This is a genomic window from Tenuifilum sp. (assembly GCF_037481895.1).
Classification (GTDB): Bacteria; Bacteroidota; Bacteroidia; order Bacteroidales; family Tenuifilaceae; genus Tenuifilum; species Tenuifilum osseticum.
The window spans coordinates 43,733-67,598 of sequence record NZ_JBBFKU010000005.1 but is presented as its reverse complement, the minus strand read 5'-3'; the positions used below and the strand labels follow the sequence as shown (position 1 = coordinate 67,598).

At 43.7% G+C, this 23,866-nt stretch carries 16 protein-coding genes; 10 read left to right on the top strand and 6 right to left on the bottom strand.

Annotated features, from left to right (window positions below; all coding sequences use genetic code 11):
- Window positions 1-69 precede the first annotated feature (69 nt).
- Both WHS63_RS02560 and WHS63_RS02555 read left to right on the top strand, forming a co-directional pair.
- The gene (locus WHS63_RS02560; RefSeq protein WP_445203757.1) at window positions 70-417 is read left to right on the top strand and encodes a hypothetical protein; all 348 of its coding nucleotides are present in this window, start codon (window positions 70-72) and stop codon (window positions 415-417) included.
- A gap of 39 nt (window positions 418-456) precedes the next feature.
- A complete protein-coding gene (locus WHS63_RS02555; RefSeq protein WP_445203756.1) occupies window positions 457-2,940 on the top strand; it encodes a TonB-dependent receptor in 2,484 nt (827 codons plus the stop codon).
- Window positions 2,941-2,974: 34 nt separating this feature from the next.
- Here the strand turns inward: WHS63_RS02555 and WHS63_RS02550 are convergent, their stop codons facing one another.
- Both WHS63_RS02550 and WHS63_RS02545 read right to left on the bottom strand, forming a co-directional pair.
- Window positions 2,975-4,405 (bottom strand): S8 family peptidase, encoded by a 1,431-nt coding sequence (locus WHS63_RS02550; RefSeq protein ID WP_445203755.1) that lies wholly within the window; start codon window positions 4,403-4,405, stop codon window positions 2,975-2,977.
- A gap of 210 nt (window positions 4,406-4,615) precedes the next feature.
- A complete protein-coding gene (locus WHS63_RS02545; protein ID WP_445203754.1) occupies window positions 4,616-8,059 on the bottom strand; it encodes a PEP/pyruvate-binding domain-containing protein in 3,444 nt (1,147 codons plus the stop codon).
- A 391-nt stretch (window positions 8,060-8,450) separates the two neighbouring features.
- On the opposite strand from WHS63_RS02545, the gene gdhA reads away from it, so the two are divergent.
- The 7 genes from gdhA (at window position 8,451) to WHS63_RS02510 (ending at window position 19,904) form a co-directional block, all read left to right on the top strand.
- Window positions 8,451-9,806: an NADP-specific glutamate dehydrogenase gene (gene gdhA, locus WHS63_RS02540; protein WP_445203753.1), complete on the top strand. Its 1,356-nt coding sequence runs from the start codon at window positions 8,451-8,453 to the stop codon at window positions 9,804-9,806.
- Between the two features lie 216 nt (window positions 9,807-10,022).
- Window positions 10,023-10,556, top strand: a complete 534-nt coding sequence (nuoE, locus tag WHS63_RS02535; RefSeq protein WP_445203752.1) for an NADH-quinone oxidoreductase subunit NuoE — start codon at window positions 10,023-10,025, stop codon at window positions 10,554-10,556.
- A gap of 47 nt (window positions 10,557-10,603) precedes the next feature.
- On the top strand, window positions 10,604-12,382 hold the full coding sequence (locus tag WHS63_RS02530) for an NADH-ubiquinone oxidoreductase-F iron-sulfur binding region domain-containing protein (protein WP_445203751.1): 1,779 nt from the start codon (window positions 10,604-10,606) through the stop codon (window positions 12,380-12,382).
- 38 nt (window positions 12,383-12,420) lie between these two features.
- A complete protein-coding gene (locus tag WHS63_RS02525) occupies window positions 12,421-16,134 on the top strand; it encodes an FAD-dependent oxidoreductase (protein ID WP_445203750.1) in 3,714 nt (1,237 codons plus the stop codon).
- Window positions 16,112-16,567 carry a ferritin family protein gene (locus tag WHS63_RS02520; RefSeq protein WP_445203749.1) on the top strand — a complete coding sequence of 152 codons (456 nt, stop codon included), beginning with the start codon at window positions 16,112-16,114 and terminating at the stop codon, window positions 16,565-16,567. The genes WHS63_RS02525 and WHS63_RS02520 overlap by 23 nt, the downstream gene beginning before the upstream one ends.
- Window positions 16,568-17,113: 546 nt before the next feature.
- A complete protein-coding gene (locus tag WHS63_RS02515) occupies window positions 17,114-17,527 on the top strand; it encodes a DUF2200 domain-containing protein (RefSeq protein ID WP_445203748.1) in 414 nt (137 codons plus the stop codon).
- Window positions 17,528-17,552: 25 nt separating this feature from the next.
- Window positions 17,553-19,904: an ATP-binding protein gene (locus WHS63_RS02510; RefSeq protein ID WP_445203747.1), complete on the top strand. Its 2,352-nt coding sequence runs from the start codon at window positions 17,553-17,555 to the stop codon at window positions 19,902-19,904.
- A 538-nt stretch (window positions 19,905-20,442) separates the two neighbouring features.
- Here the strand turns inward: WHS63_RS02510 and WHS63_RS02505 are convergent.
- The 4 genes from WHS63_RS02505 to WHS63_RS02490 all read right to left on the bottom strand — a co-directional run bounded on the left by WHS63_RS02505 (window position 20,443) and on the right by WHS63_RS02490 (window position 21,497).
- Complete coding sequence (locus WHS63_RS02505; protein WP_445203746.1) at window positions 20,443-20,586, bottom strand: HepT-like ribonuclease domain-containing protein; 144 nt, start codon at window positions 20,584-20,586, stop codon at window positions 20,443-20,445.
- A 39-nt stretch (window positions 20,587-20,625) separates the two neighbouring features.
- A complete protein-coding gene (locus WHS63_RS02500) occupies window positions 20,626-20,781 on the bottom strand; it encodes a hypothetical protein (RefSeq protein WP_445203745.1) in 156 nt (51 codons plus the stop codon).
- Window positions 20,774-21,073 (bottom strand): nucleotidyltransferase family protein, encoded by a 300-nt coding sequence (locus WHS63_RS02495; protein WP_445203744.1) that lies wholly within the window; start codon window positions 21,071-21,073, stop codon window positions 20,774-20,776. The genes WHS63_RS02500 and WHS63_RS02495 overlap by 8 nt, the downstream gene beginning before the upstream one ends.
- Before the next feature lie 67 nt (window positions 21,074-21,140).
- On the bottom strand, window positions 21,141-21,497 hold the full coding sequence (locus WHS63_RS02490; protein ID WP_445203743.1) for a hypothetical protein: 357 nt from the start codon (window positions 21,495-21,497) through the stop codon (window positions 21,141-21,143).
- A 553-nt stretch (window positions 21,498-22,050) separates the two neighbouring features.
- Here WHS63_RS02490 and WHS63_RS02485 point away from each other — a divergent pair.
- Window positions 22,051-22,233, top strand: a complete 183-nt coding sequence (locus tag WHS63_RS02485; protein WP_445203742.1) for a hypothetical protein — start codon at window positions 22,051-22,053, stop codon at window positions 22,231-22,233.
- Window positions 22,234-23,866: the final 1,633 nt, after the last annotated feature.

Genomic DNA, 23,866 nt, shown 5'->3' with positions numbered 1-23,866 from the left:
ACACCAATAAACCATTGTTTAGAATAATTCTAAAGTTACCTTTGTAGTGTTATTCCGTTAACAATTGTGATGGTGAAAATTACTAGAAGACTGCTTGTATCGATATTCCTGGCGATTATAGCCCTGGGGAATATTCTTATTTACAGCAGCTACAGCCACGTTCACCGAATTAACGGGCAATTGGTAGTCCACTCACACCCATACGATACACAATCCGATAAGCAGCCCGTTAAAAACCATAAGCATACCTTATCGGAAATTGTATTGCTTGCCCAGGCAAAACAATTCGAGGAAAGCTCACAAAGCCTGGTTTCTAATCCCGAAATTGCTGTTACCCGAATACACCTAAAAACAGCAGTACACCACCTTCAAGTAGCATTACAGTTTAAGCCTAATAGGGCACCCCCGTTTGTATAAATAACCACAATGTAAAACCATCAGTAAACCTGAAACCATATGGGTTTCTATGCTGATGCTAGCAATGCATCGGCTTGCATGGTTATAGAGATCAAATCAGCATTAACTTCGTTAATTTTTTTCAGCATGAAAAAGTATTTACCAATACTATTGGTATTCATATACATCAATCATATCGCACTAAGGGCAAATGAACTATCGGAAGTTTGCAAGTTAAACGGAACAGTTATAAGCAATGGTAAAGCCCTACCCTTTGCAAATGTCATTGTTAAAGGCACTACAATAGGGACTGTAACCGACGAAGCGGGTAGCTTCGCACTTTGCGACCTGAAAAAGGGAACTTATACCATTACTGTTAGCGCAGTGGGGTTTAAAACCGCCGAAATCAAGATTGATATTGATGAAACCGACAGGAAAACCGTGGAAATTGAATTGCAGGAGGACCTCTTACACCTTGATGAGGTTGTAGTTTCGGCCGACAGAGGTATGCTTAAGCGTACCCAAGCCCCAGTAATGGTAAACACCATTGCACCTGCACTTTTCGCTTCAACACAATCGGTTGTGGTTGGTGAGGCCCTAAACTTTATGCCAGGCCTAAGGCTTGAGAACGATTGCCAGAACTGCGGGTTCAACCAGGTGCGCATGAATGGCATGGAGGGCCCCTACAGCCAAATACTCATCAATAGTCGGCCAATTTTTAGCGGGCTGGCAGGCGTTTACGGGCTGGAACTGCTCCCTGCAAACATGATTGATCGTGTTGAGGTTGTGCGTGGGGGTGGATCGGTGCTTTACGGAAGCAATGCTATAGCCGGAACAATAAACATCATTTTAAAAGATGCCAGCATAAACTCCTATGAGGTTGGGGCATCGGGTTCGCTGATTGGAACTGGGATGGCACGTTCAAACGGGCCTATAAGCGACTATACCGTTAACTTTAACAACACATTTGTTGCTACAAACAACCGTACAGGCATAACCATTTACGGGTTTACTCGCGACAGGAACATGTTCGATGCCAATGGCGATGGTTACTCGGAACTTGCTCCCATGAGCAACGTAAGCCTTGGCACCCGATTCTGGCAACGCATTGGCGAGAGAGGTAAAATTAGCGCCGACATTTTCACTATTCGGGAGAAACGCGATGGTGGAAACAAGCAGGATTACCCGTTGCACGAACGCGATGTAGCCGAAGCTGTTAAGCACGACATGCGTGCAGGTTCGCTAATCTTTGAGCGTTACTTCAGGCAATTCGACTTACTCTCGATCTTTGCCTCGGCACAGTACCTGAACCGCGACTCATACTATGGGGCAAACCAGTCGCTGAGCAGCTACGGTAACTCATTCGATTTTACCTATAACACCGGGGCACAGTACAAGGCCATTATTGGGCTATCGACCCTGACCGCTGGAGTTGAACTTACCGGCAGCAACCTTAACGACACCAAGCTGGCTTACCGCGATTTAAACAGCCCCATCTTTGATATTGACCCAATAACGGGCGATACGTTAGGAGTAAGTTTCCCGCAGGTTAAAAACACAACCGTTTCGGACCAATCACTTTTGACATCGGGAATTTTTGCCCAGCACGACATGGGGATTGGGAAATGGAAAACTTCGGTTGGTTTGAGGGCTGAACAGTACCGCATTGAAGATTTTGCCCATCCGGAAAATGGAATAAAAAAAGGATTGGTGCTTGTGCCACGGCTGAGCATTATGTACAATGCGCTTCCGTGGATACAGACCAGAGTATCCTACTCACAGGGCTACCGTGCTCCACAGATCTTTGATGAAGACTTGCATGTGGAAACCTCCGGTGCCCGTCAGGTAATCAACAGGAACGACCCAAACCTACGGCAGGAAACCAGCCACAGCTTTATGTTCTCAGCTGATGCAAACCGGGAAATGGGGAACTTTTTTATCGGTTTTTTGGCTGAGATATTTTATACACGACTACAAAATCCATTCTATAACGAGATAGGCGCACCCGACGAAAACGGAACGGTAATTTACACCCGTCGCAATGCCACCGATGGTGCAGCGGTTAAGGGGATAAACCTTGAAACCAAAATCAAATCGTTTAAGGACTTTTCACTTACCGCGGGTTTTACCCTACAGGAATCGCTTTACGATACCCCCCAGGAGTTTAACACGCGTGAGTTCTTTCGTACTCCCAGGCAATATGGCTACCTAATGCTCGACTGGGACTTTGTAAGGGATTTATGCCTATCGGTATCGGGCACATATACAGGCCCAATGCTTGCTCCCTACTTTGGGCCAAACACCAATCCCGATGTAGGGGAACTCCGCTCAACTCCTGACTTTTATGATGTAGGGGTAAAGCTAACCTATAACATCAAGCTCGAGGGTAAAACGCTTCAGCTATTCGGTGGGGTAAAGAATATTTTCAACTCCTACCAAAAGGATTTTGATGTGGGTATTGATAGGGATCCATCGTACATTTACGGCCCCACATCGCCACGAACAGTTTACTTTGGAATAAAGTTTGGAAACATTATACGGTAAAGCAAAAACCCCTGCATTTGCAGGGGTTTGGTTTTTACTGAACAGCCACAAGCGCGTTAATTGAACCCCAACCAAAGTCGGGATGTCGATTAGGGTAAAACGAAGCTGACTGCTTCATTTTATTTAATACTTGATCACGCGACCAGGTAGGATTCCTTGCCCATATAAGGGCTGCAATTCCAGCAGTAGTAGCAGTTGAAACAGAAGAACCACCAACATATGACCGAGTACCTTCATAATAACCTAAGCAAACCGAGGTTCTATTACTATCATTGGAACGCTGCATAATTACAGTAAAATCAATCTTACTACCTTTATGGCAAACCTCGCATTCAGTGTAACCAACACCATCGGTAATACCTGTAACAGCGACAGTTTCATCCATATTCGCTGGAAAAATCACACCTGCCCAATTAGTGAATGAGGTTGATGTACCACCGGCTGCAATAATTAGTTTCCCTTTAGAATACGCATATTTTACCGCATCACTTACATTGCCAATAGTGAAAATATGACCTATAGACATCGAAATTATCTTAACATCAGATCGATTAGCCAATTCCGTAAGAGCTTGAGATACACCACGTTTTTCGTGATAACCATCAATTATTACATCTCCTGTACCTCTGTAGGATACCAAGTTGCAATTATAAGCCACACCAACTGGCATCCCTATGTTATTTCGTGGAGCAGCAATTGTAGCAGCCATAGATGTACCGTGGCTACATTTATCGTCGGGGCCATCGGTTTTGGTTTCCCAAGGCCAGATAGAGTTTACGAAAGTACCATACTTCTGTATAAAACGCCCTGATGAGTACCCTTGGTTAAAACTACTTCCCAGTAAAGGCTGGTCAGGCGAAACGCCTGTATCAATTAGCCCAACCGTAATTCCCTTGCCAGTGCTATAACTCCATGCCTGAGGGATATTATGCTTATAGAATGTCCAAGAAACCTGAGTGTTTGGTTCTACGACTAGGTAATCGGCACTGTTAATTGTCGATGGTGTCTTATCGCATCCCGAAGAACTCTTTGCCCCCTCGTTATCGTAAAAATAACGATAGCCCGAAGGCTCAAGGTAGCGTACATTTGGATTGTACTTTAAAGCCAATACGGTTTCCATTTTATTAACCCTTAGGTCGATATAATTTAATATTTTGGGGTCATGAATCACAAACGTGTCGGCATCCGACTTGGCATTAAGCATGCCATCGCTTTCAATGCTTTCTGCAATATTAATAATCTCGTTTTTAGCTTCAATTACCTTAGCATCCTTTGTTTCGGAATAAGGCGTATCAGCATACCCTACAGTCAAAATACCTTGCCCATGCTGTAGAGCACTCCAAAGTACAAAAGCATCAACCTGACTCCAATTAAAAGAACCTTTTTCCATCAATTCCTTGTCAATTATGGCATTGATTTGTTGCTGTGAAAGTGGTTCAAGAGCAATGTTGTCGTCTTGTACCATGTTTTCATTTTCTTTGGTGCATGCAAATTGTGTAAACACCAACAATAGAATCAGATAAAATTTTGTTTTTCTCATGGTTTTGTTTATGTTTAGGTTGTTTAGTTGCTTGAATTTATGCAATTTAACAAAATAACTATTAAGTCAATATCGTCGATTCATTTATGACGACATACAACCAATTTAAACCGAAAAACAGCAGGAAAGTAACGACTAACTCCCTGTTGTCACTACTATTAACCGTTGAGTTCCATCCATCTTCACATCTAACGGCTTGGAGAATCGCACATGGCGGAAAAATGTTGTTTCATTAACCGCAGGTAGGCTATCGAGCAGTTCCCAATCGATACGGGAGAACGAGTCGCCATTGGGGACAGAGCAGTAGCCCACATTCATTGAGATAACGTTGTGAAAGAAGTGTGAGCCGTACGAGGCATCGAGAGGGAAATCCTCAAAGCTGGTCTCCACAATGACCTTGGCATTGCAAATTTGCGACCAGGCAACCGGAATACCTATCCACCTGTCGCGAGTTCCCCATCGACCTGGCCCTATAAGGATATACTTACGCCCTTCGTCCTCAAGTGTATTGTTGAGCCATTCCACCTCACTAGCCATTTCCAAAGTCATTGCCTTATTGAATGCCTCGCGGCGGATATATACAATATCCTCAATATTTGTCAGGTGTCCATTCCCCATTGCATTATTGGAGAGCAAAATGGCTTCAGCGCGATCAATAGTGTTAATATCGAGCCTATATTCCTGAGCGCTTGCCATTAGCGGCTTAATCTGAAGCAGGAAGAACGATGACCTAAAGTTAGCGTCGCGGTTAAGGTCAACAGCAAACTCAATCTCGCAGGGAGCCCCAAGAGCTTCCTCAACAATATCGAGTATAACATCTATAGTTTGGGAAAGGGGTACGTAGTTATACTTTAGGATATTGGCAAAGTTTACCACCCTTGGCCCCGATTGCCCTATACCCGGAATGAGCGAAGAGTTTTCGGAGCTGTAAACCGAAGCGCAATGCTTAAGCGTACCATGCCGCTCGGCATCGTATAGGTCGAGGCGGGCAAGTCCTGCTTCATCGCCGGTTAGCAAGTCGTAATCGCACTTACTGAGGTCAACTGCCAGAAAATCGACCTGTGAATTTTTTATCAGGTCCTCCATGGTATAGTTGACCAACGTTGGGTATTTTGGGCAAAACCGGTATGAGCGGCCTCCCTCCACCACGTGTTTCCCCAAACCTATGGCAATGTTGGCAAATCCATCGTCGGGGTTGATATGCCCAAACGGGTAGTAGTTATGCGATTGGGCTACCCCACTGATGTGTGGATAGTAGTAGTTCTCAAACTTATTGCCCACAACCTCCTGAATGATAACGGCCATTTTCTCATCCTCTACCCTAAGGTTCATGGCTTTAATATAAGCCCTTGCCGTTGGGGAAAATACCGATGCGTAAACCAGCTTAATGGCATTCATCAGGCGCTGTAGCCTGACGCTCCTGTCAGGATGAGCATTTGGGATAAGGTAGGTTTCAAATACCCCGGCAAAGGGCTGCATGATTGAATCCTCAAGCATACCCGATGAACGCACAGCCAGCGGCCTGTAGTAAATCTGCAAGAGCCTGTCGAGCCTAAGCTTTAGCTGATCCGATAGCTCGGCCTTTATAAAATGCCTTTGCAGCTCCTCAAAGCTTTTGCATGCAAACACCTTATCGTATAGCCCATTGCGTGCCATGAAGCACTCAAACTCGTTGGTGCCAATTATTGAAGTTCGGGGTGTAAGCAGGTTGATATTGGGCGTATACTGCGAAATATCGAAGGTGTAGAGCAGGGTATTGATAAAAGCAAGCCCTCGACCTTTGCCCCCAACCGAACCATCGGCAAGGCTAACAATATTGCTGGAATCAACCTCCCAGTTGGTATCAAAACCTACAATCTTTCCCCGTCGCTTCTCCTGGCGGTATTTTTTCAGGGTGCTAAGCAGGTACTCCCGGATCTCGGCTGGGCCGGAAAAATCGTCAATCTTTGACGGGTGGATGATACGGGCCACCTGTATCTCGCCTCGTGCCGAGAGCCACATGGAGAAGTGGTTTTTTTGGGCATGGTAAAGTAAGCTATCATCGGGTATGATACGCAGCGCGCGTTCAAACTCCTCCATGGTTGTTGCAATGGCAATGGGATTCCCAGCCTCGTCCTTAAAAACAAAATCGCCAAAACCAAGATAGTTGCTCAAAAAACTTTTAATATCGTTGAGCAAACTCTCCGAGTTTTTGTCCAGAAAAGCAACTTTTAGCTTATGGGCAATGGCCTCGTTCGATTTTTCGAACGATTGAAGGATTATTGGCAAATCGGGGAGCATCTTACGGGCATGCTCAACCAACCGGACACCGGCATTTTCGTCGAGTCTTCCATCGCGGAAAAACTTTACATCGGAAATCATGCAAAGCATGTAATCCTTGTAACGGGTGAAAAGGTCAATGGCCTCCTCGTATGTGCCAGCCAAAAGAATTTTTGGACGAATTCGGATACGCAGCACCTTGTAAAGATCATCGGTGCTTACGTCCTCAATAACCCGCTTGGTTTGGTCTAACACCGAGCCATACAGTAGTGGCAGGTATCGCGAGTAGTATTTTGGGGAATCCTCAACCAGCAAAATAACGCGCGTTAAGGCTATTCGGGTATCGTTTTCAATATTGGCGCGGTCCTCAAGCAGCTTTATCATTGAGAAAAATATCTTGGGCTCGCCATTCCATACAAAAATTCTATCGACCCCCTCAATGGTGTTGGGGTTTTTCTCAATCTCATTAACAATAATGCTGTTGTTAACAAGCAGGTATAGGGGAATGTGCTTGTACTCGCCCTTAATACGTGAAGCCATACGTAAGGGGGTAACCGTATCGGCCCCCATCATGATAATGATAAGGTTAAAGTATCGCTCCTCGAGCTTCTCCAGGGCTTCGTCGAGTGTTGATACCCCTGTAATACGAGGCACGCTTGAGAGGCTCAACTTGGAATACTCGCCAAGTATGTTATCGGTTAGCCTATCCTCACGCTCAATGCTGTATGCATCGTAAAGGGTGGAGATAAGCAATATTTCGTGAACCTTAAAGGGCATCAGGTCGTGGTAAATATCCCTATCGGCATTATGCTGGTTTATAAACCGTTGCAGCAGCCTTTTGCTTTGGGGTTCAGCAAACTCGGGCTTACGTTTGGCCTGTGTTTTTTCCTTTAAAACATCGCGACCCTTTATACTGTTGATGTAACCTTCAATAATGTTGGCAATATTATTAAGCAGGTCGCGTTCTTCCTTCAGGAAAGGCCCTTCAAACTCATCGGGGAACTGTTTGGTATAAAAAATCTCAATTGCCCCAAAAACACCGTCGATGCTTTCAAAACCCTGACGTTGGCACCATGGGGTTTCCTTAAATCCAAAGGTTTGGAACTCATATTGCCCGTATTTTATTCGGGCAACAGTGTGTTCCGGATACTGCCAGGCATCGGGTAAAACAAAACAAACCCTGTGGAGGGTCTCAGGAATTGGCCTGTTTTCCTTGGTAATATTGATAACGCTATTGATGGCATTCAACTCCTTTAACCGTTCCTTGCTTTGAGCAAGAAGGCGGTAAAACTCCTCGGGATTTGGCTTGCTGTTATTCATCGTATCCAACTTTTATTTTTATCCTTTACCCTTTACACTTTATCCTTTATTCTTTATCCTTTATCCTTGAACTTTTAACCTCGAACCTCGAACCTTTATCCTTCGTAAAAACAGGTGGTATTGCATATCGTTCTATCCCGTTTAACGGTTCACGGTTCACGATTCACGTTTTAGCCTTTATCCTTCAAATTCAACCTGTAATTTAGGTATACCAGGCAATAAAGTCAAATTATTTAGGCAAAATAAGAAATACTCGTAATCGGCCTCCGTGTTTCACGTAGAAGACACTTCCGTAATTCGCTGTTTTTTAATCACATCTATTTACATCGCTTAAAAAAGGTCTTAATTTTCCGTTCAGATTTTCATGTTTAACCAACCAAACTAATACAATATGAAAAACGTTGCTTTACAGGAAAAAGTGAACAACTTTATGGCAGGCTTAATTGCCCGCAACCCTAATGAGCCCGAGTTCCATCAGGCTGCCCGCGAGGTAATTGAGAGCATAATGCCCTACATTGATGAGAATCCAATTTACCAGGATGAAAAAATCCTTGAGCGCATCACCGAACCAGAGCGAATAGTAATTTTTAGGGTTCCCTGGATTGACGACAAGGGCAACATTCAGGTTAACCGGGGTTACCGTATTGAGATGAACAGCGCCATTGGCCCCTACAAGGGCGGATTGCGTTTCCACCCCACGGTAAATTTGAGTATTCTGAAGTTTTTAGCATTTGAGCAGGTTTTCAAGAATAGCCTAACATCGTTACCAATGGGTGGCGGCAAGGGTGGCTCCGATTTCGACCCCAAGGGGAAGAGCGACAAGGAAGTAATGCGTTTCTGCCAAAGCTTTATGACCGAGCTATACCGCCACATTGGCCCCGACACCGACGTACCTGCAGGTGATATCGGCGTAGGTGGACGTGAGATTGGCTACCTGTTTGGCCAGTACAAGCGCATAGTGAATGAGTTTACCGGTGTGCTCACAGGCAAGGGTTTAAAGTGGGGCGGTTCACTCATTCGCCCTGAGGCTACCGGTTACGGCAACGTTTACTTTGCACAGGAAATGCTTAAAACCCGCGGCGAAAGCTTTAAGGATAAAATTGTTGCTGTTTCGGGTTCAGGCAATGTTGCCCAGTATACCGTTGAAAAGGTTAACGAACTTGGAGGCAAGGTTGTTACCCTTTCCGATTCCGATGGATTTATCTACGATCCTAAGGGAATTGACAATGAGAAACTAAAATTTGTGATGTGGCTGAAGAACGAGAAACGCGGCCGTATTAAGGAGTATGCCGAAAAGTATGGCTGCGACTACTTCCCAGCAGAACGCCCATGGGGTATTAAATGCGATATTGCATTGCCATCGGCCACTCAGAACGAAATTAACGGCGAGGAGGCAAGAACGCTTGTTCGTAACGGTTGCTTCTGTGTATCGGAAGGAGCCAACATGCCTTCAACCCCCGAGGCTGTGGATGTTTTCCTAAACGCCAAAATTCTTTACGGCCCGGGTAAAGCCGCCAATGCTGGTGGTGTAGCCACCTCGGGGCTTGAGATGTCGCAAAACTCGCTTCGCATGTCATGGACACGCGAGGAGGTTGATCAACGCCTGCACCAAATCATGATAAACATCCATGAAACATGCCGTAAATACGGAACCAAGGAGGATGGATTTATCAACTACGTTGATGGCGCTAACATCGGTGGTTTTGTTAAAGTTGCCGATGCCATGATTGCTCAGGGTGTAGTTTAATTGATTTGAGATGAAAACTATTTGCGCTAACTTATAGTTTTGTAACAAACGGAGCATGAGGCCCATTGCCTTGTGCTCCGTTTTTCGCTTTGAAAAACATCCCCTTTTATTGCCCATGAATATAACAATCAAACCAAAAAAGTCTTTTTTTTGTATTGAGTAATCAATATGTTTTCATATCAACCTAAAACATTGAATTTCTAATCATTCTTAACCATGCGAGTTCAACGTATACTCACAAAACCAGCAAGTAGCATTCCTGCCGATGAAGTCGATTTAGCGCTGATTGAGCCACTTATCAAAAAGTATAAGGGGAAAAAAGGAAATTTAATCCCATTGCTACAAGGGGTGCAGTCCATTTACGGCTATATTCCCCGCTCTGCCTTTGAACTAATTGCCCATGAAACCGGCTTAACCCTGAGCGATATGTATGGTGTGGCTACATTCTACGCACAATTTCGCCTATCGCCGGTTGGTAAGCATATCATTAAGGTTTGCCATGGCACTGCATGCCACGTTCAGGGCGCCGATGCCATTTCAACAGCCCTGAAAGAGGCCCTTAAGGTAAACGACGGTGAAACCACACCCGATAAGCTATTTACGCTCGAAACAGTAGCCTGCTTAGGATGCTGTTCGCTTGCACCGGTAATGATGATTGATGAAGAAACCTACGGAAAGCTTACCGGTAGCTCAGCTGTGAAAATAGTTAAGGACATTAAGATAAAGGAAACTCAAGATAAAGGTGAGTAACCTACAAGTTACATCAACCTTTAAAAACAATATAACGCATAATAAAAATGGCTGAAACAAAAGTTATTGTTGGCTTAGGTAGTTGCGGAATTGCAGCCGGAGCCAACAAGGTTTACAATAGGTTAAAAGCTCTAAAGGAAGCCGATAATTTGGACTTTGAGCTGGCAAAAACCAGCTGTATTGGCATGTGTTTTCGCGAACCACTTGTTGAGGTGGTAGATGAGAATGGATCAATGATTTATGGAGATGTTGATGAGGACAAGGCCATTGAAATTATACAGCAACACGTTTTGGGACACAATCCCATTAAGGAGTATGTGGTAAAAACCGATTTATTCCCCACTCCTGATCAATCGTATTTTGACGGCCAGGTCAAGATTGCGCTGAGGAATTGTGGTTATATTGACCCCGAGAATATCCACGAATACGAGGCACGAGGTGGTTATCAGGCATTAAGAAAGATTGCAAACGAAGCCCTTTCGCCTGAGCAAATCATTCAAACCATTATTGACTCAGGCCTACGTGGCCGTGGTGGTGGAGGTTTTCCAACCGGCATGAAATGGCGCTTTGCCCGCGCCAATCAATCGGAAGAGAAGTACATCATTTGCAACGCCGATGAGGGCGACCCAGGCGCATTCATGGATCGTTCACTGCTCGAAGGCGACCCCCATGCAGTGCTTGAAGGGATGATAATTGGCGCATACGCTATAGGCGCCACCGAGGGGGTAATTTACTGCCGTGCAGAGTATCCATTGGCCATTAAAAGGCTAAATATTGCTTTGGCTCAGGCTCGTGAGCATGGCTACCTGGGTAAAAACATCATGGGAATCAAAGGTTTCAATTTCGATATCTACATTAAGGAGGGTGCCGGAGCTTTTGTTTGCGGCGAGGAAACAGCCCTTATGGCTTCCATTGAAGGGAAAAGGGGTATGCCATCAAAACGTCCTCCTTTCCCTGCTGAGAAAGGTCTTTGGCAAAAACCATCGAATATAAACAACGTGGAGACCTACGCCAATGTACCTTACATTGTTGCAAACGGAGCCGAGTCGTATAATAAGTATGGCACCGAAAAGAGCAAGGGAACTAAGGTATTTGCCCTAACAGGCAAAATAAAACACGGCGGACTTGTTGAAGTACCCATGGGAACGCCGCTGCGCGATATTATCTACAAGCTTGGCGGTGGCATACAAAACGATAAAAAGTTCAAGGCTGTTCAGCTTGGAGGCCCTTCGGGCGGTTGTATTCCCGAGCATCTTATCGACATTCAGGTCGATTATGAACAGGTTACCGCAACCGGAGCCATCATGGGTTCTGGCGGCATGGTAGTGATGGACGAAACCACCTGCATGGTTGATGTGGCAAGGTTTTTCCTTGATTTCACCCAAAAGGAGTCGTGCGGCAAGTGTACCTTCTGCCGCATTGGCACCAAACGAATGCTGGAGATTCTCACCCGCATCACCGAGGGCGAAGGCCAGGAAGGCGATATTGAAAAACTTGAGGAATTAGCCCTGCAGGTAAGGGAGAGTTCTCTGTGCGGCTTGGGTCAAACAGCACCTAACCCTGTACTTACCACAATCAAGTATTTCCGGCACGAGTATGAGGCTCACATCCGCGATAAGAAATGCCCAGCCCACAGCTGCAAGAAACTACTTACCTATGAGATTGACCCCAACAAGTGTACCGGATGTACCGTTTGTGCCGTAAAATGCCCGGTTAAAGCCATTGATGGCGAACGGAAAAAAGTTCACCACATTAATCAGGATATTTGCATTAAATGCGGCGATTGCTACAACAGCTGCCGTTTCGATGCTATTACCAAAAGTTAACCAAACGTTGATGATTAAACGCATTAAATTGATTTGAAATGAGCGAATTGGTCAATATAGTTCTAAACGGTAAAAATATAACCGCAAGCAAAGGCGAGTATATTCTTGATGTTGCCCGCCGTCATGGCATCGAAATTCCTACCCTTTGCAACGACCCAAGGCTTGAGCCCTACTCTTCGTGCTATGTTTGCGTGGTTGAAATTGAGGGTCAACGGAATCTCCAGCCCTCATGCTCCACCAGGGTTGCCGAAGGCATGAAAATAAACACTGACAACGAGAGGGTTTATAAGGCGCGAAAGACAGCGCTCGACCTAATAATGAGCAACCACTACGCCGACTGTGTTGCGCCCTGTCGCGAACGCTGCCCGGCTGGTGTTGATGTTCAGGGCTATATCTCGCTGATTGAGAAAGGACTTTACAGTGAGGCCATTGGTTTAATCAAACAGGTTAACCCCCTACCTGCAATCTGCGGTAGAGTATGCGTTCGGCCTTGTGAGGCTGCATGTCGTAGGAATTACATGGATGAGGGCAACGGGGTTGGTATCGATTACCTAAAACGCTTTGCGGCCGACCGCGATATGGAATCGGAGCACCACTACAAACCAACCATTGCCCCCTCCACAGGAAAAAAGGTGGCAATTATTGGGGCTGGTCCCGGTGGGCTGTCGGCAGCATACTTCCTTCAGCAGAAAGGTCATCAGTGCGACATATATGAAGCCCAACCCCACGCAGGGGGATGGCTCCGGTATGGAATACCGGAGTATCGTTTACCCAACGATATACTGGACAAAGAGGTGTCAACCATTACCGAGCTTGGTGTAAAAATCTTTTACAACCAGCGCCTTGGCAAGAATTTAAGCTACAAAACAATAGCCAAGAACTATGATGCAACCATACTAACCATTGGCTCCCAAAGGGGCCAACTACTTGGCGCTGAAGGCGATGATGCCGATGGAGTTTTTTCCGGTATCGATTTCCTACGCAACATGGAGGTTACCGGTCAGCGTTACGACTTCAAAGGTAAACGCATTGCCGTTGTTGGCGGTGGTAACACAGCAATGGACTGTTGCAGAACCTCAATCCGATGCGGTAGCACCGATGTAACCGTTATCTATCGCCGAACTGAGGCCGAAATGCCTGCCAACCCAATAGAAATACACGAGTCAAAACTCGAGGGTGTAAAGTACATGTTCCTAACCGCACCGGTTAGGGTAAACAAAACCGCCGATGGCAAGGTAAAATCGATGACTCTTATCCGCATGGAGCTTGGCGAACCCGATGCATCAGGGCGTCGACGCCCTGTTCCGGTTGAGGGCTCAGAGTTTGAAATGGAGTTCGACTATATCCTGGCGGCCATTGGCCAAAAAACCGAGGTTGATTTCCTCGATGATATCAACAAACACTCCCGGCATGGTGAACTGAAGGTTACCAAATGGGGCGATATTGAGGCTGATAGGCAAACCCTCCAAACAGGCATACCATCGGTTTTTGCTGCAGGCGATGGCGTAACCGGCCCTGCAACCATTATCGAGGCAATAGCGCAGGCTAAACTTGCCTCGCATAGCTGCCACTTGTACCTTACTGGACAGCCCGTTGTTCCACCCCGCAAGGAATTCCTTAGCAAGAAGGATAATTTCCGCAAGCTGTCCAGCAACGATTTTGTAACCCGTTACCAAAAACAGTTACGCGAGGAAATGCCCGTAATGGAAGCAAACCAGCGTGTCAACTTCAAGGAAGTTGAGCTTGGCTATACCCATGAACAAGCCATGCACGAAACTACTCGCTGCTTAGAATGTGGATGCGTTGAATACTTTGAGTGCGACCTAAAACGCCACGCCGATACCTATCAGGCCGACCAACTCCGATTCATGGGCGACCATAAGGAGTTTGATGTTAACTTCACCCACCCTTTCATCGAAATTGATAATAACAAGTGTATACTTTGCTCAAGGTGCGTCCGCGTTTGCAAGGAAATTGTTGGAGCCAACGCCCTTACGCTTGTTAAGCGTGGATTCGACACATTTGTAGCACCCGCCTTTGGCGATAACCTGGCCGACACCACTTGCGAATCGTGCGGGTTGTGTATTTCTGCTTGCCCTACAGGAGCTATCACTGAGAATGTACCTTTTAAGCCCGGACCCGTTAAAACCGATAAGTTCGAAACCATTTGTGGATACTGCTCTGTGGGCTGTACGCTTACCTTCCACCATAAGAGCGGATACCTAATGCGTGTAACAGGTGCTAATGGGCAAGTGAACACCGATGCAAACCTATGTATGTACGGTAAGTTTGGATACAGGGAGTTCAATAGCATCAACCGTTTAACCAAGCCACTAAAAAAAGAGGGTGACAAATTTGTTGAAATCAGCTACCAAGAGGCATTCGATATTATCACCCAGAAGATTAAATCCGTAGCCCCCGATGCGAACGCCTTTTTTGCTGGTGCAATTTTAACCAACGAGGAGCAATACCTAGTCCAGAAACTTGCTCGGGCTGGCGCAAAAACCAATAATGTTGGTAGTTTCCATTACCTTGGCACAGGTAACGGATTTACTTATGACAGTACCCAGAATTCAATGTTTGGCGATATAAGCAAAGCCAACCATATCTACCTATTTGCAACTCGAATAAACCGATACAACGCCGTGGCTGGTTACATGGTAAACGCATCGAAAAAACCGGTGACCGTAATTGCCAAGGAAGAATCGAACCTGTCCAATAGGTCAAAAGAGTTCATAAAGGTAGACTCATACTACCATTTCATTAAAGCGGTTAACCATTACCTACTAAGTGGTAACAAGCAAAATATGGTGTTTATTGGCGACCACTGTGAAGGTTTTGGCGCTTACAGCGCAAATTTACTACTGGAAGATTACGCAAACCTTTGCGAACAGGCTGGTTGCGAACGGAGTGTTATTGAGCGTTTTGCCAATGAATTCAATAACGATTATGGCGCACTTTTGATTTTTGCCGAAGCCGAGGTTTCCGATAATACCGCTGCTGAAATTATGAACTTAATGCTGATTACAGGCAAATTGGGCAAAACAGCTGGCGGCTTGATAGCTTTGAAACCCAAGAATAATTCACATGGGCTATCGGACATGGGTTTAAACCCCAATTGGGGATTAGGCTTACAGGATATTACTAACCAGGAATTTGCCGACAAACTCAAGAGAAAATGGGGAGTTGAAAGTCTACCGAGCAAAAAATACAACCTGGTTGAACTTTTGGAAAAAGGAAGTTTATCAAATATTCTCATTGTTGGCGAAGACCCAATTGGAACTGCCAAGCATAAAGCAGCCGTGAAGGATTACTTACAAAAAGTAAGATTTAAGGTGGTAATCGATGCGTTTTTAACTGAAACAGCCCAAATTGCCGATATAGTCCTTCCTGCTTCGCTTTGGTTTGAGAGTGGAGGTTCGTTCACCAACACCAACCATACCATCCAACAGTTTGAGGTAGGTGTAAAACCTAAGGTTGAGTTAACAACTGCCGATTTACTTACCAAGCTGCTGAATGGGTTTGGGGTGAATAGCCCAACCGATATTTACGATATCCAAACCGAAATACTATCGCTTCTGCCGCAGACTGAATCCGGCAAACATCTACAGTTTACACAAACCTCCAGCGAGGGGCAACACCTTCAATTCCATGCAGGTTGCAGCTATTTGATGCACAACTTTGATGTTGAATTTGAAAACAAATTGATTAACGCAAAAACCCATAGCCATGAAAGAGTTTTCCAACATTAATGATATTTTGGACTTTGCCATAGCCCGTGAACAGGATGCGGTTGATTTTTACAACCGGTTGGCCGAAAAAGCACGGAACAACGATATGCGGCATACATTTGAACAGTTTGCCCGCGAGGAAATGATGCATAAGGCACGACTTGCCAAGATAAAGGAAGAGGGAGTTATTACCCTCCCATCCGAGAAAGTGGTTGACCTAAAGATTGCCGATTACGTTGTGCTCGACTCCGAGCGCGACGACATGACCTACGAGCAGGCACTTGTTCTGGCCATGAAACGCGAAAAGGCGGCCTTTAAGCTATACCTTGCCCTTTCTGAAAAAGTTGATAAAACTGAGTACAAGGAACTATTCAAGCAGCTGGCACAGGAAGAATCGCGCCATAAGCTACGTTTTGAGCTGGAATACGATGAATACGTTCTAAAGGATAACTAAAACCCATCCCTAAAAGCCCCCTGATGGGGCTTTTTAACCAAGAATAGTCGATAATAAGCACTCTCACCAGCTTATTAAATCCCTTCATTCCGAAATTTTGGAATGAAGGGACTTTTGTAAGTCGATTCACCAACATTATTTTTCACTGAAAGAATTTTGGTTTAACTGTTCACTTTTTACTATTCCTTTAACTTCTTCTAACTCCATTGTATTCCGACTATACCGAATCATTCCGAATCATTCCGAATCATTCCTTTAAATTCGTGACACTTGGGTTTAATAGATATTCGTCAATAAATTTCGAAAATTTATCAAATTCATTAATACTAATGAATTCCCAAATGGCATAACTAACAATTAAGCAAACCAATTTGAAATTCAGAATACATCTGCTATGTAAACAAAAAGCTACAAATTCACTATCACTATTACTACTAAATACCGACAAATAAACATCAACATAAAGTATTCATACCTCTCATTATCAACACATAACACAACCAATCACTCCAAAGGATAAAAAAACAAAAAAGTTCAAATTTTATTTTGAAAAGCATTACTATCACCATATATTTAGCAAGTTATACAAATACCATTGTAAAGGAAATGGATTCCGACAGCAAAATTGCAAGCATGTCATTTGCAAGGGTTTACCCCCTTTACCTTGCCAAGATTGAAAGGAAAGGGCGAACTCGCGAGGAGCTAAACCTTATCATTAAATGGCTTACAGGTTTTGACACTGCTACGCTGGAAAGTCTCATTGAGCAAAATGTAACCTTTGAGGAGTTTTTCCGGCTTGCAACAATCAACCCCAATGCGGGATTAATAACTGGAAAGGTCTGCGGAATAAAGGTAGAGGAAATCAAGAATCCACTAACCCAAAAAATACGCTACCTGGACAAGCTGGTTGATGAATTGGCAAAAGGGAAAAGTATAGAAAAGATAATCCCTAAACCCTAAACAATACTTATTTTCACAATCTATCATGAAAAGGAACTATTACCGGTCCAACTTCATTCTATCTGTTTCGGCGGCGGTTCTAACTGCCATAATCTTTATTTTCCTTTACTATACCATTGGTGTTCGCCAACGTAGATTTATTTACAACGACTCCAAGTGGATTGCCATTCAGCAATCCAAAAATGCTGCAAGTCAGGTTGAATCGTATTTCATCAATGCCATACACTCCGCCCGTTCGCTGGTAAAGCAAACAAAGGTTTTGTACGAAAAAAAAGCCGACAGGTCGGAGATTGTGAGTCTTATACATAGTTACACAAAGGATAACCCCGATTTTTTAGCGGTTTGGACTATGTGGGAGCCAAACGTATTCGATGGAAAGGATAAGCAATACCGAAACACCCCACCCTACGACAGGGATGGACATCTATCGGTTACTTTTTTCCGCATGGCCGATAGCATTGTGTTTGAGTACACTGAACCCGAAGATTACAATGAGTTTTACTATACTGTTCCCAAAGAGAGGAATAGCGAGATGGTTTTAGAGCCATACCTATATCAGTATCAGGGACACCCAATTGAATTCTACGAAACATCAATTGTAGTACCAATAATAATCAACAACAGGTTCTGTGGAGTTTATGGTATTGACCTCGACCTTAACTATTTGCAAAGAAAATTATCGGAGATTAAACTACAAACCAAAGGTCACCTGTCGTTAATTTCATCCGATGGCGAAATTGTTACTCATCCGGACACCGCATTCATTGGCAAAAATATTTTCTCGCTTGCTGGGACTAACGATACCCTTGCCAGGTACATCGTGAAATCGGGGCTGGAGCAGAACTATGAAACCGTTTGTAGCTTTACTAAAAGTGAGGTTTTTAGAACATTCTACCCCATTCGTATTGGTAAGAGCGACACCCAGTGGTCAATAATGGTTCAATTGGATAAGCGTGAGGCCACTCTACGTTCAATTTCCCTCCATAACATTGCCCTTGGCCTTTTAATTGCTGGCTTGATACTTATTTCCTATTTGATTTACAACATTTTCGACAGGCTAAGGTACGAGCATCGGCTCATATTAGCTAAGGAAATTGCTGAACAGAAAGAGCGTGAACTCCAAAAAATGTACTATGAGCTGCAAACATCCGAAGAGGAGCTACGGGCAACCAACGAGGAGCTTTTCGCAACATCCGAAGCGTTACGTGAGAGCAACCTGATGCTTACCAGAGCTAAGGAGAAAGCCGAGGAGGCCAGCAGACTCAAAACAGCATTTCTTCATAACCTTAGTCACGAAGTGCGAACACCCTTAAACGCAATTTATGGTTTCTCGCAAATGCTCAATAACATTGATATCTCAACCGACGAATCAAAAAAGTTCATTCAAATCATACAGGATTCAAGCAAGCAATTAGTTTCAATCATCAACGATATCATAACAATTTCATCCATTGAAACCGGACAGGAACGAATAACCAACACTAACATACACCTGAATACCCTGCTCGATGAGCTTTACCAAACTTTTTCTGCAAAACTTACCAATAAACCTGTTGAATTGAGGGTTTACAAGGCGTTTTCCGATAAAGAGGATGAAATTTTTGTCGATGACCTAAAGCTTAGGCAAGTGCTACACCACTTGCTTTTAAATGCAGTGAAGTTTACCCATAATGGCACTATTGAATTTGGTTATAGGCTTAAAAGCAGCAACCTGGAATTCTATGTCAAGGATACTGGCATAGGAATTGAAGGTAAAAAGCAAGATGTGATTTTTGAACGCTTTACCCAGGCCGATGAAAATATCCATGCTGAGTATGGGGGAACCGGATTGGGTTTATCAATTTGTAAGGGCTTTTTAAACTTAATGGGCGGTGCTATATGGGTTGAATCAGAGCTAGGGCAAGGGGCAATCTTTTACTTTACACTACCATATCACCCAATAACCAGTAAAGAGAGTAAAGGTATTAGTATCCAATCACAAACGAACATCTCCGAAATGAAAACAATTCTTGTGGCCGAGGACGATATAAATAGTTTCAAGCTGCTAAAAGCGGTGCTAAAAGATTTTGACTTTCAGCTCCTACACGCCGATAATGGCCGCAAAGCTGTAGAGCTTTGCCAAAACGAAGATTCAATCTGCCTGGTACTCATGGATATTAAAATGCCGGAACTCAACGGAGTATCGGCCACTAAGCTCATTAAAGAGCTAAAACCTACTCTACCCGTAATAGCCCAAACTGCTTATGCTACCCTTGACGATATTGAAAAGATCAGGGAGGTGTTCGATGCCTATATCACAAAACCCTTAGATATTGAACAGCTAAAAAAATTAATTTTTGAGTTTTGCGATAGATACGGGAAAAGTGAAAAGTATTAATCCTAAGTTCCTTGTATTAACTAATTCTACCGGGCTAACTTTAGGGGAATGAGTCGGAATGAGTCGGAATAATCAGAATATGATGAAGTTAGAGGAAGTTAAAGGAGAAAAGTGAAAAGTTAAAAGAAGAATTGAGAATATGAAGGAGTTAGAGGAAGTTAGAGGAAAATTGAGCAGATAAATATATACTTCAGGAGTGCGGCTAAAGTTTTTAAGAACTTGTAAAAAACTTGTACTTGGTATTTTCAATTACCGCGTAGCGGTTAAACCTTTGTAATGGTATAGAAAATAGAATGCTTAAAATCCCTAGCCTTAGGTTCAGGCTCTGCCTATGCCTAAACTATTCTTGCTGGATCTGCAAGCTTACCTTAAATTAAAAAAAACAGGCGAAGCCTGCCACCGATATTTTAATGGCGGCAGAACTTGTTTCGCCGTACTCTGCGGGAGCCGCATCCGTACGTTTTCTGTAAATTGCCTTTTACAGCCCTAGCCGAACTGGAAATTACGCACGGATTACATATCAGCGTGCATAAGAGTTTTATTTCTCAAGTTTTGATTTAATTTCTTCTTTCAGCTTTGGCAAGTGATAAATTACGATACTCCAAATTAAATCGTCAGATATTTTATCGTAGCCATGTGCAATTCTGTTTCGTGTTCCAATGATTTTTTGGATATTCTCCAAATGGAAATTTCTATCACGTTTAACTATTCTATTAGCGGCTTATCCAATAATTTCAATATTTCTTTCAATAGCTCGTTTTGTTCTAATGTCGTTAATATATTCATCGAATTTCTTTGGTCTGTCTTCAAAGTAACTTTCAATCTCTTTAATGGATTGTAGAATATCGTAGAGCCAAGTTTTAATTTCACTATCCATAAATTAGTTGCTTTGATGAATCAATGGTTTGCTTTAAATACGGATTTTTTATGGCTTTTTCCTCTAGCAAATCCACATTGCGATTAAGTAGTTTTTCTAACGATTCTTTTAAGTCAAAGTAATTGTCAGCGTATTCATAAAGATCTACGTCTTGAAAATCTACTACCAGGTCAATATCGCTATTCTTTTTAAATCTATTAGTCAATACGGAACCAAATACAAATAACCTTTTGACTTTGCGTTTTAAACACAAGTCTCTAATTATATCAATATTTCTCTCTATCGGATTCATAGAGCAAAGTTAACTAAATTAAGAGAAGTTGTCAAATGGCTTATACGGTTATCTGTTTATGCGAGGGCTAACCCTTATTCACTGGAAAATCTTCAAGGTCTAATACCATGGAGCATATTTCTATATCAAACCATTCTGCAAACATTTTATATGTCCTATTTTTAGGCCATCCTTCTTCGTCAGTATACCAATCGTTAAGCTCATTTATAAAAATTTTATCATAGTTTCTCTTAACCCATTTTAGTACTGTTTCATTATCATCCATTTCCCTTATTAGGTAGACATTGTTGTCGTCCTTAGTTGTAATTGGTTCATCTTCTGGTAACACGGAGTTCAACCAATCAAAAAAGGTTTTTTTGGGTTTTACTATTATAGCAATCCTATCTATAGGGTCGTAAAAATACGGTATTGGCTCAAAATACATAATGGATAAGTTTAAGATGAATGTTTAGTGTTTTTGACCTTTGCCGATCTCCTTTACCTAAAACTGCTTTGCTGCTTTTAATTACATTAAACGCTGTAAAAGAGTAAAATTAGTACAAATGTAAAAACAATTCAGAAATTCTTCAGCAATAACAACGCGAAACTCTTTTTTTCTGAGCGATTTGATGGATCTCAATTCAATGTCGATTAGTTAACAAAAATATACATGCCTGTCATCCTGAGCGGCCTGCCCCGCCCTAGCGGGGAGCGAAGGATCTCTATTCAATCCCATGAGATGTTTCGCTTAGCTCAACATGACAATAGCTTCAGGAACAACGGGCAATGAAGACCGCATCCAGCCCCGTAGGGGCGGAACATTTGTAACCCAATAGGTAATCCTAAAACAAAAGCGATGCACGCTAGGACTTTCCAAAGAGCAAAACCGAATCGTTGCATCGCAATATAAAAGTATTGCGAAGAGCGATTTTCACGTTCTTTCTTGTCTTGATACAAGAAAGAACCAAAGAAGATCAAGGCTGAAAAGCCCCGACCCGATGGGTGCCCCGTGGGTGGAACTGCCACGCGATACTATTCGCCACGCCTGTGGCGTGACTCATGTGGTATCGCTTACTATACCCACCGCCACGTTCCACCCCCGACCCATTGCCGGGTCATGCATTTATGCAACTTCCTGCTTTTTCTGCTCCATTCCCTCTCAGGGAAAAGGGCTGGGGTGAGGTTGTTTTCCATATTCAACCAAGATGACCCCTCTAAATCTCCCCTGAAAGGGGAGACTTTAACAGCGCTCCCCTCTCCTATCAGGAGAGGGGCGGGGGTGAGATCAATTCCACGAACAACGAACGCCGTTCCCAGCCCCGTAGGGGCGAAACATTTGTAACTCCATGGCTACTCCTGCTCTAAAGCGATGCACGCAACAACTTTTCCAAAGAGCAAGGTGGAAAAATTGCATCGCACCTGAAGAGCATAGCAAAGAGCGGTTTCCAAAAAAACAAAAAGGATTAAGGGTAAAGAGATGCTTCGACTAGCTCAGCATGACAAAGGGCGTAAGGATGCTAGGGGTATTGTCATTCCGAGCTAGTCGAGGAATCTCTTTCAGCTATCCCGTGAACAGCCCCATCGGGGCGAAACATTTGTAACTCCATGGCTACTCCTGCTCTAAAGCGATGCACGCAACAACTTTTCCAAAGAGCAAGGTGGAAAAATTGCATCGCACCTGAAGAGCATAGCAAAGAGCGGTTTCCAAAAAAACAAAAAGGATTAAGGGTAAAGAGATGCTTCGACTAGCTCAGCATGACAAAGGGCGTAAGGATGCTAGGGGTATTGTCATTCCGAGCTAGTCGAGGAATCTCTTTCAGCTATCCCGTGAACAGCCCCATCGGGGCTAAACATTTGTAACCCCATTACTATTCCCACTTGTATAGCGATGCACGCAATGCATATGCCAAAGAGCAGGGAGGAAGCATTACATCGCAACTGAAGAGCATAGCAAAGAGCGGTTTATAAAAAAACAACAAGGATTAAGGGTAAAGAGATGCTTCGACAATCTCAGCATGACAAAGGGCGTAAGGATGCTAGGGGTATTGTCATTCCGAGCTAGTCGAGGAATCTCTTTCAGCTATCCCGTGAACAGCCCCATCGGGGCTAAACATTTGTAACCCCATTACTATTCCCACTTGTATAGCGATGCACGCAATACATTATCCAAGGAGTAAGGGGAAAGCGTTACATCGCAACTGAAGAGCATAGCAAAGATCGGTTTCCAAAAAAACAACAAGGATTAAAGATATAGCGATGCTCGGCTAGCTCAGCATGACAAAGGGCGTAAGGATGCTAGGGGTATTGTCATTCCGAGCTAGTCGAGGAATCTCTTTCAGCTATCCCGTGAACAGCCCCATCGGGGCTAAACATTTGTAACCCCATTACTATTCCCACTTGTATAGCGATGCACGCAATGCATATGCCAAAGAGCAGGGAGGAAGCGTTGCATCGCAACAGAAAAGCATAGCAAAGAGCGGTTTATAAAAGAACAACAAGGATTAAGGGTAAAGAGATGCTATGGCTAGTTCAGCATGACAAGGGAGCAGAAAGGAAGATAGGGTTTCTGTCATCCCGAGCAAGATCGAGGGATCTCTTCAAAGGATTGAGGAGAAAAGATCAATGAGATGCTTTGGCGAAGTCTATCCCAATAAATCGAGAATCAGCACGTCATAGTAATATTTCGCTTGCGCGCAACATGACAAATAACCTTAACTAAACAACAATAAATCGAAAGTATTGATATTAAATTGAAATGTGGCTATGGAAAAAATTTTGAGGGGATTAGCCAATAGAAGCACATAAAATACTTGT

Bases quoted from the DNA above. Each gene is read 5' to 3' on its own strand.
- WHS63_RS02510 (WP_445203747.1), top strand. From the start codon at position 17,553: ATGAAAAGGAACTATTACCGGTCCAACTTCATTCTATCTGTTTCGGCG.
- WHS63_RS02520 (WP_445203749.1), top strand. From the start codon at position 16,112: ATGAAAGAGTTTTCCAACATTAATGATATTTTGGACTTTGCCATAGCC.
- nuoE (WP_445203752.1), top strand. From the start codon at position 10,023: ATGCGAGTTCAACGTATACTCACAAAACCAGCAAGTAGCATTCCTGCC.
- WHS63_RS02490 (WP_445203743.1), bottom strand. From the start codon at position 21,497: ATGTATTTTGAGCCAATACCGTATTTTTACGACCCTATAGATAGGATT.
- WHS63_RS02545 (WP_445203754.1), bottom strand. From the start codon at position 8,059: ATGAATAACAGCAAGCCAAATCCCGAGGAGTTTTACCGCCTTCTTGCT.
- WHS63_RS02525 (WP_445203750.1), top strand. From the start codon at position 12,421: ATGAGCGAATTGGTCAATATAGTTCTAAACGGTAAAAATATAACCGCA.
- WHS63_RS02555 (WP_445203756.1), top strand. From the start codon at position 457: ATGGGTTTCTATGCTGATGCTAGCAATGCATCGGCTTGCATGGTTATA.
- WHS63_RS02530 (WP_445203751.1), top strand. From the start codon at position 10,604: ATGGCTGAAACAAAAGTTATTGTTGGCTTAGGTAGTTGCGGAATTGCA.
- WHS63_RS02560 (WP_445203757.1), top strand. From the start codon at position 70: ATGGTGAAAATTACTAGAAGACTGCTTGTATCGATATTCCTGGCGATT.
- WHS63_RS02485 (WP_445203742.1), top strand. From the start codon at position 22,051: ATGGGTGCCCCGTGGGTGGAACTGCCACGCGATACTATTCGCCACGCC.
- gdhA (WP_445203753.1), top strand. From the start codon at position 8,451: ATGAAAAACGTTGCTTTACAGGAAAAAGTGAACAACTTTATGGCAGGC.
- WHS63_RS02495 (WP_445203744.1), bottom strand. From the start codon at position 21,073: ATGAATCCGATAGAGAGAAATATTGATATAATTAGAGACTTGTGTTTA.
- WHS63_RS02550 (WP_445203755.1), bottom strand. From the start codon at position 4,405: ATGGTACAAGACGACAACATTGCTCTTGAACCACTTTCACAGCAACAA.
- WHS63_RS02500 (WP_445203745.1), bottom strand. From the start codon at position 20,781: ATGGATAGTGAAATTAAAACTTGGCTCTACGATATTCTACAATCCATT.